This is a genomic window from Pseudomonas sp. GW822-FHT04H02, from assembly GCF_058800645.1.
The window spans coordinates 348962-363830 of sequence record NZ_JBXAMM010000003.1; the positions used below are offsets into that span (position 1 = coordinate 348962).

15 protein-coding genes are annotated in these 14869 nt (G+C 63.1%); 13 read left to right on the forward strand and 2 right to left on the reverse strand.

The features are described 5' to 3' along the window. Window positions 1-38: 38 nt before the first annotated feature. From AC1RMG_RS13855 to AC1RMG_RS13870, 4 genes are all read left to right on the forward strand, one after another. Entirely contained in the window at window positions 39-2792 is a 2754-nt protein-coding gene (locus AC1RMG_RS13855) for a response regulator (protein WP_011062714.1), read from the forward strand. A gap of 63 nt (window positions 2793-2855) precedes the next feature. Continuing rightward, window positions 2856-3845 (forward strand): 2-hydroxyacid dehydrogenase, encoded by a 990-nt coding sequence (locus tag AC1RMG_RS13860; RefSeq protein WP_011062715.1) that lies wholly within the window; start codon window positions 2856-2858, stop codon window positions 3843-3845. A 90-nt stretch (window positions 3846-3935) separates the two neighbouring features. Further along, on the forward strand, window positions 3936-4373 hold the full coding sequence (locus AC1RMG_RS13865) for a hypothetical protein (protein WP_011062716.1): 438 nt from the start codon (window positions 3936-3938) through the stop codon (window positions 4371-4373). After that, on the forward strand, window positions 4370-4774 hold the full coding sequence (locus tag AC1RMG_RS13870) for an META domain-containing protein (protein WP_019094589.1): 405 nt from the start codon (window positions 4370-4372) through the stop codon (window positions 4772-4774). Before AC1RMG_RS13865 ends, AC1RMG_RS13870 begins: the two co-directional genes overlap by 4 nt. A gap of 143 nt (window positions 4775-4917) precedes the next feature. On the opposite strand, the gene AC1RMG_RS13875 is transcribed toward AC1RMG_RS13870, so the two are convergent. Then, window positions 4918-5382, reverse strand: a complete 465-nt coding sequence (locus AC1RMG_RS13875) for a TlpA disulfide reductase family protein (RefSeq protein WP_011062718.1) — start codon at window positions 5380-5382, stop codon at window positions 4918-4920. Between the two features lie 139 nt (window positions 5383-5521). On the opposite strand from AC1RMG_RS13875, the gene arsC reads away from it, so the two are divergent. The 7 genes from arsC (at window position 5522) to AC1RMG_RS13910 (ending at window position 12429) form a co-directional block, all read left to right on the forward strand. Continuing rightward, on the forward strand, window positions 5522-5875 hold the full coding sequence (gene arsC, locus AC1RMG_RS13880) for an arsenate reductase (glutaredoxin) (RefSeq protein ID WP_041119496.1): 354 nt from the start codon (window positions 5522-5524) through the stop codon (window positions 5873-5875). Then, window positions 5872-6477, forward strand: coding sequence for an NAD(P)H:quinone oxidoreductase (wrbA, locus tag AC1RMG_RS13885; RefSeq protein ID WP_041752480.1), 606 nt, complete (start codon window positions 5872-5874; stop codon window positions 6475-6477). Before arsC ends, wrbA begins: the two co-directional genes overlap by 4 nt. Further along, window positions 6470-6892, forward strand: a complete 423-nt coding sequence (locus AC1RMG_RS13890; RefSeq protein WP_077934632.1) for a DUF2069 domain-containing protein — start codon at window positions 6470-6472, stop codon at window positions 6890-6892. The genes wrbA and AC1RMG_RS13890 overlap by 8 nt, the downstream gene beginning before the upstream one ends. A gap of 103 nt (window positions 6893-6995) precedes the next feature. After that, the gene (locus tag AC1RMG_RS13895; RefSeq protein ID WP_011062722.1) at window positions 6996-7667 is read left to right on the forward strand and encodes a DNA-3-methyladenine glycosylase I; all 672 of its coding nucleotides are present in this window, start codon (window positions 6996-6998) and stop codon (window positions 7665-7667) included. A gap of 452 nt (window positions 7668-8119) precedes the next feature. Next, window positions 8120-8785 (forward strand): lipopolysaccharide core heptose(II)-phosphate phosphatase PmrG, encoded by a 666-nt coding sequence (gene pmrG / locus AC1RMG_RS13900; protein ID WP_053159789.1) that lies wholly within the window; start codon window positions 8120-8122, stop codon window positions 8783-8785. A gap of 243 nt (window positions 8786-9028) precedes the next feature. Then, window positions 9029-10780, forward strand: a complete 1752-nt coding sequence (arnT, locus tag AC1RMG_RS13905) for a lipid IV(A) 4-amino-4-deoxy-L-arabinosyltransferase (protein ID WP_401026836.1) — start codon at window positions 9029-9031, stop codon at window positions 10778-10780. A gap of 113 nt (window positions 10781-10893) precedes the next feature. Continuing rightward, window positions 10894-12429, forward strand: a complete 1536-nt coding sequence (locus AC1RMG_RS13910) for an ArnT family glycosyltransferase (RefSeq protein ID WP_342400506.1) — start codon at window positions 10894-10896, stop codon at window positions 12427-12429. A gap of 44 nt (window positions 12430-12473) precedes the next feature. On the opposite strand, the gene ttcA is transcribed toward AC1RMG_RS13910, so the two are convergent. Next, window positions 12474-13298: a tRNA 2-thiocytidine(32) synthetase TtcA gene (gene ttcA, locus AC1RMG_RS13915; protein ID WP_011062726.1), complete on the reverse strand. Its 825-nt coding sequence runs from the start codon at window positions 13296-13298 to the stop codon at window positions 12474-12476. A 291-nt stretch (window positions 13299-13589) separates the two neighbouring features. Between ttcA and AC1RMG_RS13920 the strand changes: the two genes are divergently transcribed. Together AC1RMG_RS13920 and AC1RMG_RS13925 are read left to right on the forward strand one after the other, a co-directional pair. After that, window positions 13590-14192, forward strand: a complete 603-nt coding sequence (locus tag AC1RMG_RS13920; protein WP_011062727.1) for a Yip1 family protein — start codon at window positions 13590-13592, stop codon at window positions 14190-14192. Window positions 14193-14343: 151 nt separating this feature from the next. Continuing rightward, window positions 14344-14838: a SprT family zinc-dependent metalloprotease gene (locus AC1RMG_RS13925; protein WP_011062728.1), complete on the forward strand. Its 495-nt coding sequence runs from the start codon at window positions 14344-14346 to the stop codon at window positions 14836-14838. The last annotated feature ends 31 nt before the right edge of the window (window positions 14839-14869 follow it).

A 14869-nucleotide genomic window follows, 5' to 3' on the forward strand; every position in this document is an offset into this window, starting at 1 on the left:
GTAGACCTTTCAAAACAGCGTGGAAGCAGGAGAGTTGCGTGCTCAAGAAACTGGGAATCAAAGGCCGCGTACTGTTGCTGACCTTGTTGCCAACCAGCCTGATGGCTTTGGTGCTGGGCGGCTACTTCACCTGGATGCAGCTCTCGGACCTGCAGACCCAGCTCCTGCAGCGTGGCGAGATGATCGCGGAACAACTGGCCTCCCTGGTGGCCCCGGCCATGGGCAACCACAACACCCAGATGCTCGAGCGCATTGCCACCCAGGCGCTGGAACAGCAAGACGTGCGCGCCGTATCGCTCCTTGCCCCGGATCGCAGCCTGCTGGCCCATGCCGGCCCCAGCATGCTCAACCCGCCTCCCGCCGGTAACAGCAGCCACATGATGCAACGCTCCGGCAGCGACGCGACCCGCTATCAACTGCCGGTCTTCGGCCGGCACCGCAACCTGGCCGGCGACCTGATTCCCGATGAGTCCGACCGCCTGCTGGGCTGGGTGGAACTGGAGCTGTCCCACAGTGGCATGCTGCTGCGCGGCTACCGCAGCCTGTTCGCCAGCCTGCTGTTGATTGCCGCCGGGCTGGCCGGCACCGCCCTACTGGCAGTGCGCATGGGCCGCACCATCAACAACCCGCTGACCCAGATCAAGCAGGCCGTGGCGCAACTCAAGGACGGCAACCTGGAAACCCGCCTGCCACCCCTGGGCAGCCAGGAGCTGGATGAGCTGGCCTCGGGCATCAACCGCATGGCCAGCACCCTGCAGAATGCCCAGGAAGAATTGCAGCACAGCATCGACCAGGCCACCGAAGACGTGCGCCAGAACCTGGAAACCATCGAGATCCAGAACATCGAGCTGGACCTGGCGCGCAAGGAGGCCCTGGAGGCCAGTCGGATCAAGTCGGAATTCCTGGCCAACATGAGCCATGAAATCCGTACACCGCTCAACGGCATTCTCGGCTTCACCCACCTGTTGCAGAAAAGCGAGCTGACACCACGCCAGCTGGACTATCTGGGCACCATCGAGAAATCCGCCGACAGCCTGTTGGGCATCATCAACGAGATCCTCGACTTCTCGAAAATCGAAGCCGGCAAACTGGTGCTCGACAGCATCCCGTTCAACCTGCGGGACTTGCTGCAAGACACCCTGACCATCCTCGCCCCGGCCGCCCACGCCAAGCAGCTGGAACTGGTGAGCCTGGTCTATCGCGATACGCCGCTGTCGCTGGTGGGCGACCCGCTGCGGCTCAAGCAGATTCTTACCAACCTGGTGAGCAACGCCATCAAGTTCACCCGCGAAGGCACTATCGTCGCCCGGGCCATGCTGGAAGAAGAACACGAAGACAGCGTGCAACTGCGCATCAGCATCCAGGACACCGGTATCGGCCTGTCGAACCAGGATGTGCGCGCCCTGTTCCAGGCCTTCAGCCAGGCTGACAACTCGCTGTCGCGGCAACCCGGCGGCACGGGACTTGGGCTGGTGATTTCCAAGCGCCTGATCGAACAGATGGGCGGCGAGATCGGTGTCGACAGCACCCCGGGCGAAGGTTCGGAGTTCTGGATCAGCCTCAACCTGCCGAAAACCCGCGACGACGCCGAGGACCTGCCCGGCCCGCCGCTGCTGGGGCGGCGCGTGGCGGTACTGGAAAACCACGAGCTGGCGCGCCAGGCCTTGCAACACCAGTTGGAGGACTGCGGCCTGGAGGTGACCCCGTTCAATACCCTGGAGGCCCTGACCAACGGCATTACCGGCGTGCACCAGAGCGAACAGGCCATCGACCTGGCGGTATTGGGCATCACCACCAACGACATGTCGCCGGAACGCCTGAGCCAGCATATCTGGGACCTCGAACACCTGGGCTGCAAGGTCCTGGTACTGTGCCCGACCACCGAACAGACACTGTTCCATCTGTCGGTGCCCAACCCTCACAGCCAGTTGCAGGCCAAGCCCGCGTGCACCCGCAAGCTGCGCCGGGCCCTGTCCGACCTGGTGACCCCGCGCCGGGCTCGCAGCGAACCGGAGGAAACCCTTTCCAGCCGCGCGCCGCGAGTGCTGTGTGTCGATGACAACCCGGCCAACCTGCTGCTGATCCAGACCCTGCTGGAGGACATGGGCGCCAAGGTGCTGGCGGTGGACAACGGTTACGCCGCGCTGAACGCGATCCAGACCGAACCCTTCGACCTGGTAATGATGGACGTGCAGATGCCCGGCATGGACGGCCGGCAGAGTACCGAGGCGATCCGCCAGTGGGAAAGCGAGCGACACGGTACGCCGCTGCCCATCGTCGCCCTTACCGCCCACGCCATGGCCAACGAGAAGCGCGCCCTGCTGCAAAGCGGCATGGACGACTACCTGACCAAGCCCATCAGTGAGCGCCAACTGGCCCAGGTGGTGCTGAAATGGACCGGCCTGGCCCTGCGCAACCAGGGCCCGGAGCGGGCCAGCGAGCGCCCGGAACTGGGGCTGGAACTGCAGGTACTGGATCAGGACGAAGGCCTGCGCCTGGCCGCCGGCAAGGCCGATCTGGCGGCGGACATGCTGGCCATGTTGCTGGCGTCCCTGGACGCCGACCGCGAAGCCATCAAGGCAGCGCGGGCCGCCAATGACCAGAACGCCCTGATCGAACGGGTCCACCGCCTGCACGGTGCCACCCGCTACTGCGGTGTGCCGCAATTGCGCGCCGCCTGCCAGCGCAGCGAGACCCTGCTCAAGCAGGAAGATGCCAAAGCCTTTGCCGCCCTGGATGAACTGGACCACGCCATCGGCCGCCTGGCTGCCGAAGCGCGGACCAACGCCTGACCCAGGGCAAGACCTGCCCGGCGCCCAGCCGCCATGCTGGGCGCCCCGAACAAGGATGCAGCCATGCGTACGATTCTTTTCAGCAGCCAGAACTACGACCGCGAGAGTTTCCTCGGCGCTCAACTGCCAGCAGGCATCGAACTGCAATTCCAGGCCGCACGCCTGAGCCTGGATACCGCCGCCCTGGCTGAACGCCATGAAGTGGTCTGTGCCTTTATCAACGACGACCTCAGTGCCCCGGTACTGGAACAGCTGGCTGCCGGTGGCACCCGCCTGATCGCTCTGCGCTCGGCCGGCTACAACCACGTCGACCTGAGCGCGGCCCAGCGCCTGGGGCTGGATGTGGTACGGGTCCCGGCCTATTCCCCCCATGCGGTCGCCGAACATGCCGTGGCCCTGATCCTGGCGCTCAACCGCCGCCTGCACCGGGCCTACAACCGCACTCGCGAAGGCGACTTCACCCTGCACGGCCTGACCGGCTTCGACCTGGTGGGCAAGACCGTGGGCATTGTCGGCACCGGCCAGATCGGCGCGACCTTCGCCCGGATCATGGCCGGCTTCGGCTGCCAGCTGCTGGCGTACGACCCCTTCCCCAATCCCGCCGTAGAAGCCCTCGGTGCCCGTTACCTGGACCTGCCCGAGCTGCTGGCCCAGTCGCAGATCATCAGCCTGCACTGCCCGTTGACCGAGGACAGTCGTTACCTGATCAACCAGCAGAGCCTGGCCCACATGCAACCGGGAGCAATGCTGATCAACACCGGGCGTGGCGGCCTGGTGGACACCCCAGCGCTGATCGAGGCGCTCAAGAGTGGCCAACTGGGCTACCTGGGGCTGGATGTCTATGAAGAAGAGGCGCAATTGTTCTTCGAGGACCGCTCCGATCTACCCCTGCAGGATGACGTGCTGGCGCGGCTGCTGACCTTTCCCAACGTGATAGTCACTGCGCACCAGGCGTTCCTGACCCGCGAAGCCCTGGCGGCCATCGCCGAGACCACCTTGCACAACATCGCCAGCTGGGCAGCTGGCCAGCCGCAGAACCGGGTCCACGGCTGAAATCCGCGCCACGGGCTGATCGAAGGTCACCTGCCCGCAACCTGCGCCGCAGGGGCCCGTGCTAGCATACGCGGCAGATTTGGAGGACCCATGGTCGAACACGATTTCCGCTACAACCTGATGAACCCGCAACACACCCTGATCGAATGCCGTGCCCTGGTGCCCGGCCGCTATCAAGTCACCGGCAACGGTGGCTCGATCCGTACCGACGACGTGCTTCTGGTCACCCTCAAGGGCAGCAAGGACCTCTCCATGCGCCTGACCGTGGACACCGTGCGCCACTTGATCAACCCCGTCGGCCAGTGGGTCGCCGTGGCGCGTGGCCCGGTATTCGGCGAACTGGCGATCCACCAGTGGCAGGTCAATTGCGACAGCTGCGACGCCACCCTGGACTTCGAGTTCGCAGTGGATGCCAAGCTGGGCAGCAAGGCCCAGAAGCCTGCCGCCAGCGCGCGCATTGCCGAGCTCGGCTGGCGTAGCGAGGGTGAGCATCACCGCTGCCCGAAATGCCAGCAGGCCGGCCAATGAAACGCCTGATACTGACTGCGGCGCTGGGGGCCGGCCTGCTGGGCTGCGCCGCCGAGCCGCTGAAGTTGCAGCAGGATCGCAGTTACGTCCTGGAATGGATTGGCGAGCGTCCGCTGATCGATTACAGCCACCTGACCATCACCCTCGGCGAGGACGGTCGGGCCTATGGCAATGGCGGCTGCAACCACTGGTTCGCGCCCTACACCCTGGACGGCGAAAAACTCAGCTTCGGCAAGGTCGGCAGCACCCGCAAACTCTGTGCACCGGCGTTGATGGAGCAGGAGCGGCGCTTCCTTCAGGCGCTGGAAACCGTTGAGCGCTGGGACATCTCGCCGATCGAGCAGGTGCGGTTCTGGCCTGCCGAGGGCAAGCCGTTGCGCTGGTGGCTGGAAGAAGGCTGATAGTGCGCTAGCCGCTGCCGAGCCCGCGAGGCTGCGAACGGGACTCCAGGATGTTCCTGGATGAATCTCTGGCGAGTTTCAGGCCCCCCGCGTCACTTGAGGGCGCTCGCACTGCGCGGCAGCGGCTCCAGATCCTCGCGCCCTCAATGCCCGCGCAAGGCCTGCAGTTTCGCCAGCACACCGGCTGCAGTCTGCTCGCCCATCATCTGCTCACGTACCTTGCCCTTGTCGTCGATGATGTAGGTCACCGGCAGCGCCTCGCTGCGTGGCAGATCGAAGAGCTCCGCGGGGTTCCGTGCCAGCACGGTGAACTTGATCCCCAGCTTCTCGCTGGCGCTCTTTAGCTCTTCACCCTGCACATTGTCGAAGTTGACCCCCATCACCGATGCCGACTGCCCCTTGAGCTGCTCGTTCAGGGCGTTGAGTTCCGGGATCTCGGTACGGCAAGGCCCGCACCACTCGGCCCAGTAGTTGAGCACCAGCCACTGCTTGTCGATACGCTCGGCGGCGACTTTCTGGCCATACTGGTCGACCCCGTAGTCATTGCCACAACCGCCCAGCAGCAGGGTTGTGATGATCGCCAATACCGCCGCCAATTGCCTTGCCATGCGCTGTTTCCTGTCTTGAAAGATGTCTTGAAAAATAACCGTCGACCCAGGGTCGCTGCGACCTAACGACTCCCAAGGTTCAGGAGTGCCCGTCGCGCGGGTAGAATAGCCGCCACCTTACGCAAGATGCGACCCGCACATGACCGATCTGACGCTTTATCACAACCCGCGCTGCTCGAAATCCCGCGGTGCGCTGGAACTTCTGGAACAACGCGGCCTGGCCCCGACCGTGGTCCGCTACCTGGAAACCCCACTGGATGCAGCCCAGTTGCGCAGCCTTCTGGCCAAGCTCGGCCTCAGCGCGCGCCAGCTATTGCGCACCGGCGAGGACGAGTACAAGACCCTCAACCTGGCCGACCCGAGCCTCAGCGAAGAGCAACTGGTCGCCGCCATTGCCCAGCACCCGAAACTCATGGAGCGGCCGATTCTCGAAGCCGGCGACAAGGCCATCATTGGCCGGCCGCCGGAGAACGTGCTGGAGATCCTGCCTTGAGCGCGCCCTATATCCTGGTCCTGTACTACAGCCGCAACGGCTCGACCAACGAGATGGCCCGGCAGATCGCCCGCGGCGTCGAGCAGGCCGGCCTGGAGGCTCGTCTGCGCACTGTCCCGGCGATCTCCGCGGAATGCGAGGCGGTCACCCCGGACATCCCCGACAGCGGCGCCCTGTACGCCAGCCTCGACGATCTGAAGCACTGCTCAGGCCTGGCCCTGGGCAGCCCGACCCGCTTCGGCAACATGGCAGCGCCGCTGAAGTATTTTCTCGACGGTACCAGCAACCTCTGGCTGACCGGTGCCCTGGTGGGCAAGCCTGCCGGCGTGTTCACCTCGACCGCCAGCCTGCATGGCGGCCAGGAAGCCACCCTGCTATCGATGATGCTGCCGTTGCTGCATCACGGCATGCTGATCACCGGCCTGCCCTACAGCGAGTCGGCCCTCCTGGAAACCCGCGGTGGCGGCACCCCGTATGGCGCCAGCCACCATGCCGGAGCAGATGGCAAGAGCCCACTGGACGAACACGAGATTGCACTGTGCCGGGCCCTGGGCCTGCGTCTGGCGAAAACCGCCCTGCGACTGGAGAACGGCCGTGGCTAAGAAGCCGAAGATCCTGCCCCCGGTGGAATGGCTGGAGCCCCGGGTCCGCCTGATGCGAATCCTCAGCCTGGTCTGCTTCTTCGGCCTGGTGGGGCTGCTTTGCGGGTATTACCTGCTGGTGGCCGATCTGCACGGTGCCCGCCCCTGGGTCATCCTGCTGATCGAGCTGGTGCCGCTGCTGCTGATGGCCCCCGGCATGCTCAGCGGCAGTGCCCGTGGCCATTCGTGGATGTGCTTCGTGGTCAACCTGTACTTCATCAAGGGCGCCCTGGCGGCCTACGACCCGAACCGCCAAATGTTCGGCCTGCTGGAGATGTTCGCCAGCCTGGCCGTGTTCACTTCGGCGTTGCTCTACGTGCGCTGGCGCTTCCAGCTTAATCGCCGGCTCGCGGGCGAAGGCGCCAGCCCGGCCTGAATACGCCCCAGGTTCCCCGGCCCCCGGGGAACTTGTAATGCCGCCAAAGGCCCCAACCTTGGTCAACAGACTTTCCGACCCTCCCGACCGTCCCGGAGCAGGCATGCACGATTACAAATGGCTGAATGAATACTGTCTCAACCGCTTCGGTTCCGCTGCGGCTCTGGAAGCCCAGTTGCCCACCCCGGCCAGCGACGACTACCTGCGCGCATTGAGCGCCGACCGCTACCTCTCGACCCTGGCCCTGCGGGTTTTCCGCGCCGGCCTCAAACACAGCCTGGTGGACGCCAAATGGCCGGCGTTCGAGCAGGTGTTTTTCGGCTTCGATCCGGACAAGGTGGTGCTGATGGGCGCCGAGCACCTGGAGCGGCTGATGCAGGACACGCGGATCATCCGCCACTTGGGCAAGCTCAAGAGCGTGCCGCGCAACGCGCAGATGATCCTCGATGTGCAAAAGCAGCACGGCAGCTTTGGCGCCTTCATCGCCGACTGGCCGGTGCAGGACATCACCGGGCTCTGGCAGTACCTGGCCAAACATGGCAACCAGATGGGCGGGCTGTCTGCCCCGCGCTTCCTGCGCATGGTGGGCAAGGACACCTTTATCCCCACCTGGGACGTGGTCGCGGCCCTCAATGCCCAGAACATCATCGACAAGGTGCCCAGCAGCAAACGCGACCAGGCCCTGGTGCAGGAAGTATTCAACCAATGGCAGCAGGAGAGCGGCCGGCCACTGTGCCAGCTGTCGGCAATGCTGGCCTACACCGTCAATCACTGAGCCGCCCGCTCCCCGGCATCACTTCCTGCCCGAAACAACGGGCAGGAAAACCTCCCTTCTCATGCCCGCCCTCCAGCCCAAGCTGACAATAAGCTGAACTAAACGCGAGGATTTTTCATCCGCTGTTTTTTATCGGATAAAGTTCGCCTCGCACTTGCCTCAACGATAAAAACGAAACTCCGGGAATAACCTCCCGAAGCCATCTGACGTGCATAACCGGATAACAAAGCAGCGTTCGGGCCAACAACCTGAACAAAGGCTGTCCGGTTTTAAAAGAACTGCCGTCGCCCATTCGTTTTTTTCACATTGCTTTCACTCTTCGCCCACCTGGCCCGACCTAAATTGGCCCCAGTTGCAGTGCGGGTTCCAGTGACTGCATGTCGTTCGTCTTCAACGCACCAGTTCCAACCCGAATACCCAACACTCGGCAAAAACCTACTCAGGTACACCACGTGCTCAACACCGCTGAATCCGGCACTGGCAACAAGCCCCCCCGAACCTGGCGAATCGTCGGTGGCGTCTGTGCGGCGGCCCTGGCAATCCTGGTCAGCGGCTTTGTCCTGTGGCCCATCACGCCTCGCGACCTGGGGGTCGGCAACCAGATGCAGCAGGCCAACATCTACCGTCACTGGCAAGGGGGCGAAGTGATAGTCCTGGTCCGCCATGCCGAGCGTTGTGACCGCTCCGCCAACCCCTGCCTGGGGCCCGCCGATGGCATTACCCAGCTCGGAAGCCACAGCGCCAGCGACCTGGGACGAGCCTTTCGCACCCTGGGCATGGCCGCCACCGATGTCATCAGCAGCCCCGCAACCCGCACCCGGCAAACGACGGAATTCATGTTCAACGGTGCGGCGCAGACCCAGGACTGGCTGGCCACCTGTGACGAGCATTTCCAGCAGACGATCAAGGCGCACAAGTCACTCAAGCGCAATCTGATCCTGATAACCCACAGCGACTGCATCAGCAGCCTGGAACGCCAGCTGGGCTACCCGCACGCCCTGGCCAGCGAATACACCAGCTCGCTGTTTATCACCCTGGATCCGCAAGGCCACATGCAAGTACTGGGAACCCTGGATGCGGGCAGCTGGCAGCACGTACTTGATCAACCCCTTGAGTAACTTGTAACTATTTTTAACAACATGCCAACAGACTTTATTAGGGGAAGCGACACACTTGCCGGCTAATTAATTGACTTAACAAGTTTCTGTACTAATAAGAAACGGACAGCCGCATTTATAAAAAAATTCTCAAACAAATGAATGCTGCCCGCTGAAACTTCGCGAACTTGGAAAAGCCAGCAGGTCGACAAAATTGACGCTTTGTCAGCAACCCCCAGCAAATAACGAAATCGCTATCGGCCAATGACTTCGAGGATACAAATGCACCGCACTTCGCCGCCCCCCGCTTATGGAACAAGCGCCCCGCCGTCCGGCTTTACCCTCGGCGCAAGTACAACCAGCACTCTCCAGCGCTGGGCACTTCCTCTGTTGCTCGTGGCCTTCGGCCTGTTCTACCTGCTACCTCTGACCAGCCACGGCCTGTGGATTCCCGACGAGACCCGCTACGCCCAGATCAGCCAGGAAATGCTACTCAGTGGCGACTGGGTGGCGCCACACTTCATGGGCATCCGCTACTTCGAGAAGCCCATCGCCGGCTATTGGTTGATCGCCATCGGCCAGGCGGTCTTTGGCGACAACCTGTTCGGCGTGCGCATTGCCTCGGCCCTGAGCACCGGCCTGAGCGTACTGCTGGCCTACCTGATCACCCGTCGCATGTGGAGCGACCCGCGCAAGAGCTTCGCCGCCGCCTTGCTTTATATGAGCTTCGGCCTGATTGCCGGGCAAGCCGGATACTCCAACCTTGATCCGCAGTTCACCTTGTGGGTCAACCTGAGTCTGGTAGCCCTGTGGTTCGCCCTGGACGGCCGAACCACCCGCGAACGCCTGCTGGCATGGGCCGGGCTGGGCGTCGCCTGTGGCATGGGCTTCATGACCAAGGGTTTCCTGGCCTGGCTGTTGCCGGTACTCATCGCCCTGCCCTACATGATCTGGCAACGCCGTCTGGGCGAACTGCTGCGCTACGGGCTGGTGGCCGTGCTGGTAGCGATCGGCATCAGCCTGCCCTGGGTACTGAGCATCCACGCCCACGAGCCCGACTTCTGGCGCTTCTTCTTCTGGCACGAGCACATTCGCCGCTTCGCCGCCGACAACGCCCAACATACCCGCCCCTGGTGGTTCTACCTGCCGCTGCTGGTGGCCTCCAGCCTGCCCTGGGCAGCCCTGTTGCCGGGCACATTCATGCAAGCCTGGAAAGACAAGCGCCAGGCTCCGACCGGATTCCTGCTGCTGTGGTTCCTGCTGCCCCTGGCATTCTTCAGCCTGAGCCGCGGCAAGCTGCCAACCTACATCATGCCGTGCCTGCTGCCGCTGGCCGTGCTCATGGGCAGCGCCCTGATCGACCGTATCAACGCCAGCCAGGGCCGGAGCATCCGCATCAACAGCCTGCTCAACCTGCTGATCGGCGTGGCGGCCATGGTGGCCCTGCTGTACATCCAGCTCACCCGGCCGGTCTACGGCCACAACGAGATGCTCAGCCTGTCCCTGGTGTTCATCATGCTGATGGGCTGGATCATCGCCAACCTGCTGCCGGCCGCCCGTCCGCTGCAGTACTGGGCGGCCCCGGCCCTGGGCATCTGGTTGCTGGTGGCCCTGCTGCCGGCGGGCATGCCGGGGTTCATCGTGCATAACCAGATGCCGGACCAGTTCATCAAGGAACATATCGAGGAGCTCAGGCAGACCAAGACGCTGCTGAGCAATGACCTGGGCGCCGCCTCGGCCCTGGCCTGGCGCCTGCAACGCCCGGAGGTGACGCTGTACAACACCGAGGGCGAATTGAAATATGGCCTGGCTTATGCTGATTCGGCGCAGCGCAAGGTAAGCATGGCCGAGGTCGGGCAGTGGGTCAGCGAGGCCCGCAAACAGGGTTCGGTGGGTGTGGTGATGCGGGTCAAGGACGTGGTGGAAAGCGAGGAAGTGGCGCTGCTGCCGCCCGGAGGCAAGCGCTATGAGGAAGGCAATATGCTGGTCCTGATCCTGCCACAAAGCCAACCCTGACCCTGGGTACCCTTGTAACGACAGCGCCGACCACGGTTGGCGCTGGCTTTTCTTCACGCTTCGATGCCCTGGATGGCTGCGACTTTTCCCACCGCCGCTCTGGAAATCCATCTATGAATCTGTTTCGCAGCGAACGCGGGGCCCTGGCCCTGCTGCTCGGCGTGTCTGCCTTGATCCTGCTGCTGGGCCTGGGCTCCCGTGAACTCTGGGGGCCGGAGACCCGCTGGGCCAACATCGCCTTGCAGATGTTGCAGAGTGGCGACTATTTCGACCCTTACCTCAAGGGCGCTCCCTACTACGACAAGCCCCTGCCCTCCTACTGGCTGATTACCGCCAGCGCCTGGCTGATGGGGGGCCTGGGGCACTGGTCGCTGCGCCTGTCCTCGGTGATCGCCGCATGGCTGAGCATCTGGCTGGTTTACCTGATCGGCGAGCGGCTGTTCCACAAAGGCACTGGGCTGATCGCCGGCTGGATGCTCGCCACCACCTTCTATTTCGCCTTCTGGGCGCGGGTGGCCACGGCCGACATCCTGACCGTCTGTGGCGTATTGGCTGCAGTGTGGTGGTACTGGCGCGGCCCGGAAGATACCCGCCTGGGCCGCTATACGGTGTTCTTCCTGATACTGGCGGCGACCTCGCTGCTCAAGGGGCTGATCGGCTTCGTCCTGCCGGGGCTGATCCTGTTGCCACACCTGCTGAGCCAGGGGCGCTGGAAACGCCACCTGAACCTGCGCCTGTTGCTGGCCTTGAGCATCGCCGCGCTGTTCTACATGGTGCCCTTCGTTCTCTCGCACCTGTACGGCGCTCCCAGCTACGGGGAAAGCGGCCTGAGCCTGGTGTTTCGCGAGAATGTGGTGCGTTTCTTCAACCCCTTCGACCATGTCGGGCCGATCTACACTTACCTGATCTACCTGCCGGCCTATACCTTGCCCTGGGCGCCCTGCTGGATCCTCGGTCTATGGCTGGCGGCCCGGCACTGGCGCCAGTTGCAACCCAATGAACGCTGGCTGGTGTGGGCCCTGGGGCTGCTGTTCCTGTTCTTCACCGCCAGTGGCAGCCGGCGCAGCTATTACGTTCTGCCCCTGGTGCCCTTCGCTCAGTTGCTCGGTGCCTGGTGGCTCAACCGTCGGCTGCAGCTACGCCAGGCCGCCGGCAAACCCGTTTCCCGTGGCTGGCCCCTCGGCTTCTCCTGTGCGGCCCTGGTCATGCTGCTGGTGCTGGGGGTTGCCTACCCCTGGAGCAACAGCGGCGGGGGGGTGATGCAGTTCAGCGCCGATACCCGGGCTGCCGCGAGCCGGATCGCTCCCTGGAATCAATGGCGGATGGTCATGGTGGAAATCGATAACAAACTGCCGATGTACCTGCAGAACCAGGGCGCACCCTTCTACTACGTGGCAGAAACCGCGGACTTCCCGCGCAACGGCAGCAGCGCGGACTTCATGGCCTGGCTGGACAAGACCAGTGGCCAGCACTGGGACCCGCAGCGCACCCTGATCTTCGTCCAGCAGAGGCACGATGAACCGCTGATGCTGGGGTATCTGGGCGAGGATCATCAACTGGTCCGCACCATCCCGACCAACGGTGAGCGCCTGGCCAAGAAACCGGCGCAAGGCAGCGTGGCCTTCATTCCCCGCATGCCGGGGAGCTGAATGACCGGGCTGCGCAAGCGCAGCACGGATTCACCAGGATCGGATCAGAGGTTCACCACATTGACGAAACGCGGCGTGGCGCTGTCGTCGATGCGCAGGCTGGTGAAGTCGAACAGATTGCGGTCCGCCAGTTGCGAGGGGATCACGTTCTGCAGGCCGCGGAAGATGCTTTCGGTACGCCCTGGAGTCTTGCGCTCCCATTCCTGAAGCATCTCCTTGACCACCTGGCGTTGCAGGTTCTCCTGGGAACCGCAGAGGTTGCACGGGATGATCGGGAACTGCTTGAGGTCGGAATAGGCCTGGATGTCCTTCTCGCTGCAGTAGGCCAGCGGGCGGATTACCACGTTGCGCCCGTCATCGGCCAGCAGCTTGGGCGGCATGGCCTTGAGCGAACCGTTGTAGAACATGTTGAGGAAGAAGGTCTCGACGATATCGTCGCGGTGGTGACCCAAGGCCATCTTGGTGGCGCCTATTTCGTCGGCGAAGGTGTACAGGGTGCCGCGACGCAGGCGTGAGCACAGCGAGCAGGTGGTCTTGCCTTCCGGGATCAGCTCCTTGACCACCGAATAGGTGTCCTTCTCGACAATGTGGTACTCGATCCCCAGTTCCTTGAGGTAGGCCGGCAGCACGTGCTCGGGAAAGCCGGGCTGTTTCTGGTCCATGTTCACCGCGACGATCTCGAACTTGATCGGCGCCACCTTCTGCAGGTGCAGCAGCACGTCGAGCATGGTGTAGCTGTCCTTGCCGCCGGACAGGCAGACCATGACCTTGTCGCCCTCTTCGATCATGTTGAAATCGGCGACCGCCTCGCCCGCCTGGCGGCGAAGACGTTTCTGCAGTTTGTTCTGGTTGACCGTAAGAGTGCCCATGGCTCTTGAAATCCGCGAGGTATGTGACGAAAAGCCGGACATTTTACGCAAAAACCCCAGCCCCGTGAAAGCGCCGCAGAGCAGCGGTGCCGGGGCCGCAATGACAGATGCAGCAGCGATTAGCCCGGGGGTTTACAGCGCAATTTGCTCTAAAGGTGCGCACATCTGCGGAAAACTCCTCCCTATACTGCGACATAAGGTCGCATGCACATATAGACCTATACTGACTGTGCCACTTGGCTGTAAGCGCTCCGTTGGGGGGCGATGGCAACAATAAAGGAGTGACTGACCATGATTCATCATGTCGTAGGACTCTTCACCCACCCCGATCAGGAATGGCGAGACATCCGTGGCGATGCCGAGGAAAGCATCAGCCACATGTACCTCACCCATACGCTGATCCTCGCGGCAATCCCCGCCATTTCGGCTTTTATCGGCACCACCCAGGTCGGCTGGGTCATCGGCAATCGCGCGCCGGTGATGTTGACCATGGAAAGCGCCCTGTGGATGACCATCATGTCGTACCTGGCCATGCTTGGCGGCGTGGCGGTGATGGGCGCGTTCATCCACTGGATGGCCCGGACCTATGACGCCAGCCCGAGCCTGGCACGTTGCGTGGCCTTTGCCACCTACACCGCCACACCGCTGTTCGTCGGTGGCCTGGCGGCGCTGTACCCGCACATGTGGCTGGGCATGATCGTCGGCACTGCCGCCATCTGCTACACGGTCTACCTGCTGTATGTCGGGCTGCCGACCTTCATGAATATCCCGTCGGACGAGGGGTTCCTGTTTTCCAGCTCAGTGCTGGCAGTAGGCCTGGTGGTACTGGTCGCGATCATGGCCTTCACCGTGATTGTCTGGGGCCTGGGCGTCGGCCCCGTGTACACCAACTGACGCCGCACCAATAATAATCCTCTGTCTGCCAGCACAGGCCGCCGCAAGGCGGCCTTCTTATGGGCGCGGGGTGGATGACCATTCGGCGCCTGGGCGATTCGGAATCCCCCCTGTTTGCGGCATACTCACTCCCTCTGGAGAGCCGTTAAGCATGCCCGAGCAACTCAATACCCGCGTCGAAGATTGTTTCCAACTCGCTGAATCCTTTTTCAAACGTCCTTTCAAACGCCCGGTGGTCAGCCTCAAGTTGCGTGGCCAGAAAGCCGGTGTCGCCCATTTGCACGAGAACCTGCTGCGCTTCAACCCGCAGCTGTACCGGGAAAACACCGAGGACTTCCTCAAGCAGACCGTGGCCCACGAAGTGGCACACCTGATCGCCCACCAACTGTTTGGCGAACGTATCCAGCCCCACGGTGAAGAGTGGCAACTGATCATGCGCGGGGTGTACGAACTGCCGCCCAATCGTTGTCATACCTACGACGTCAAGCGTCGCAGCGTGACCCGCTATATCTACCGCTGCCCCTGCGCCGAGAGCGATTTCCCGTTCTCCGCCCAACGCCACAAACTGGTGGCCCAGGGGCGTCGCTATCTGTGCCGGCGTTGTCGGCAAACCCTGGTCTACAGCGGGGAAACCAGGGTCGAGTGACAGTTTTAAAGCACTGCCTCGGCAAACCCGC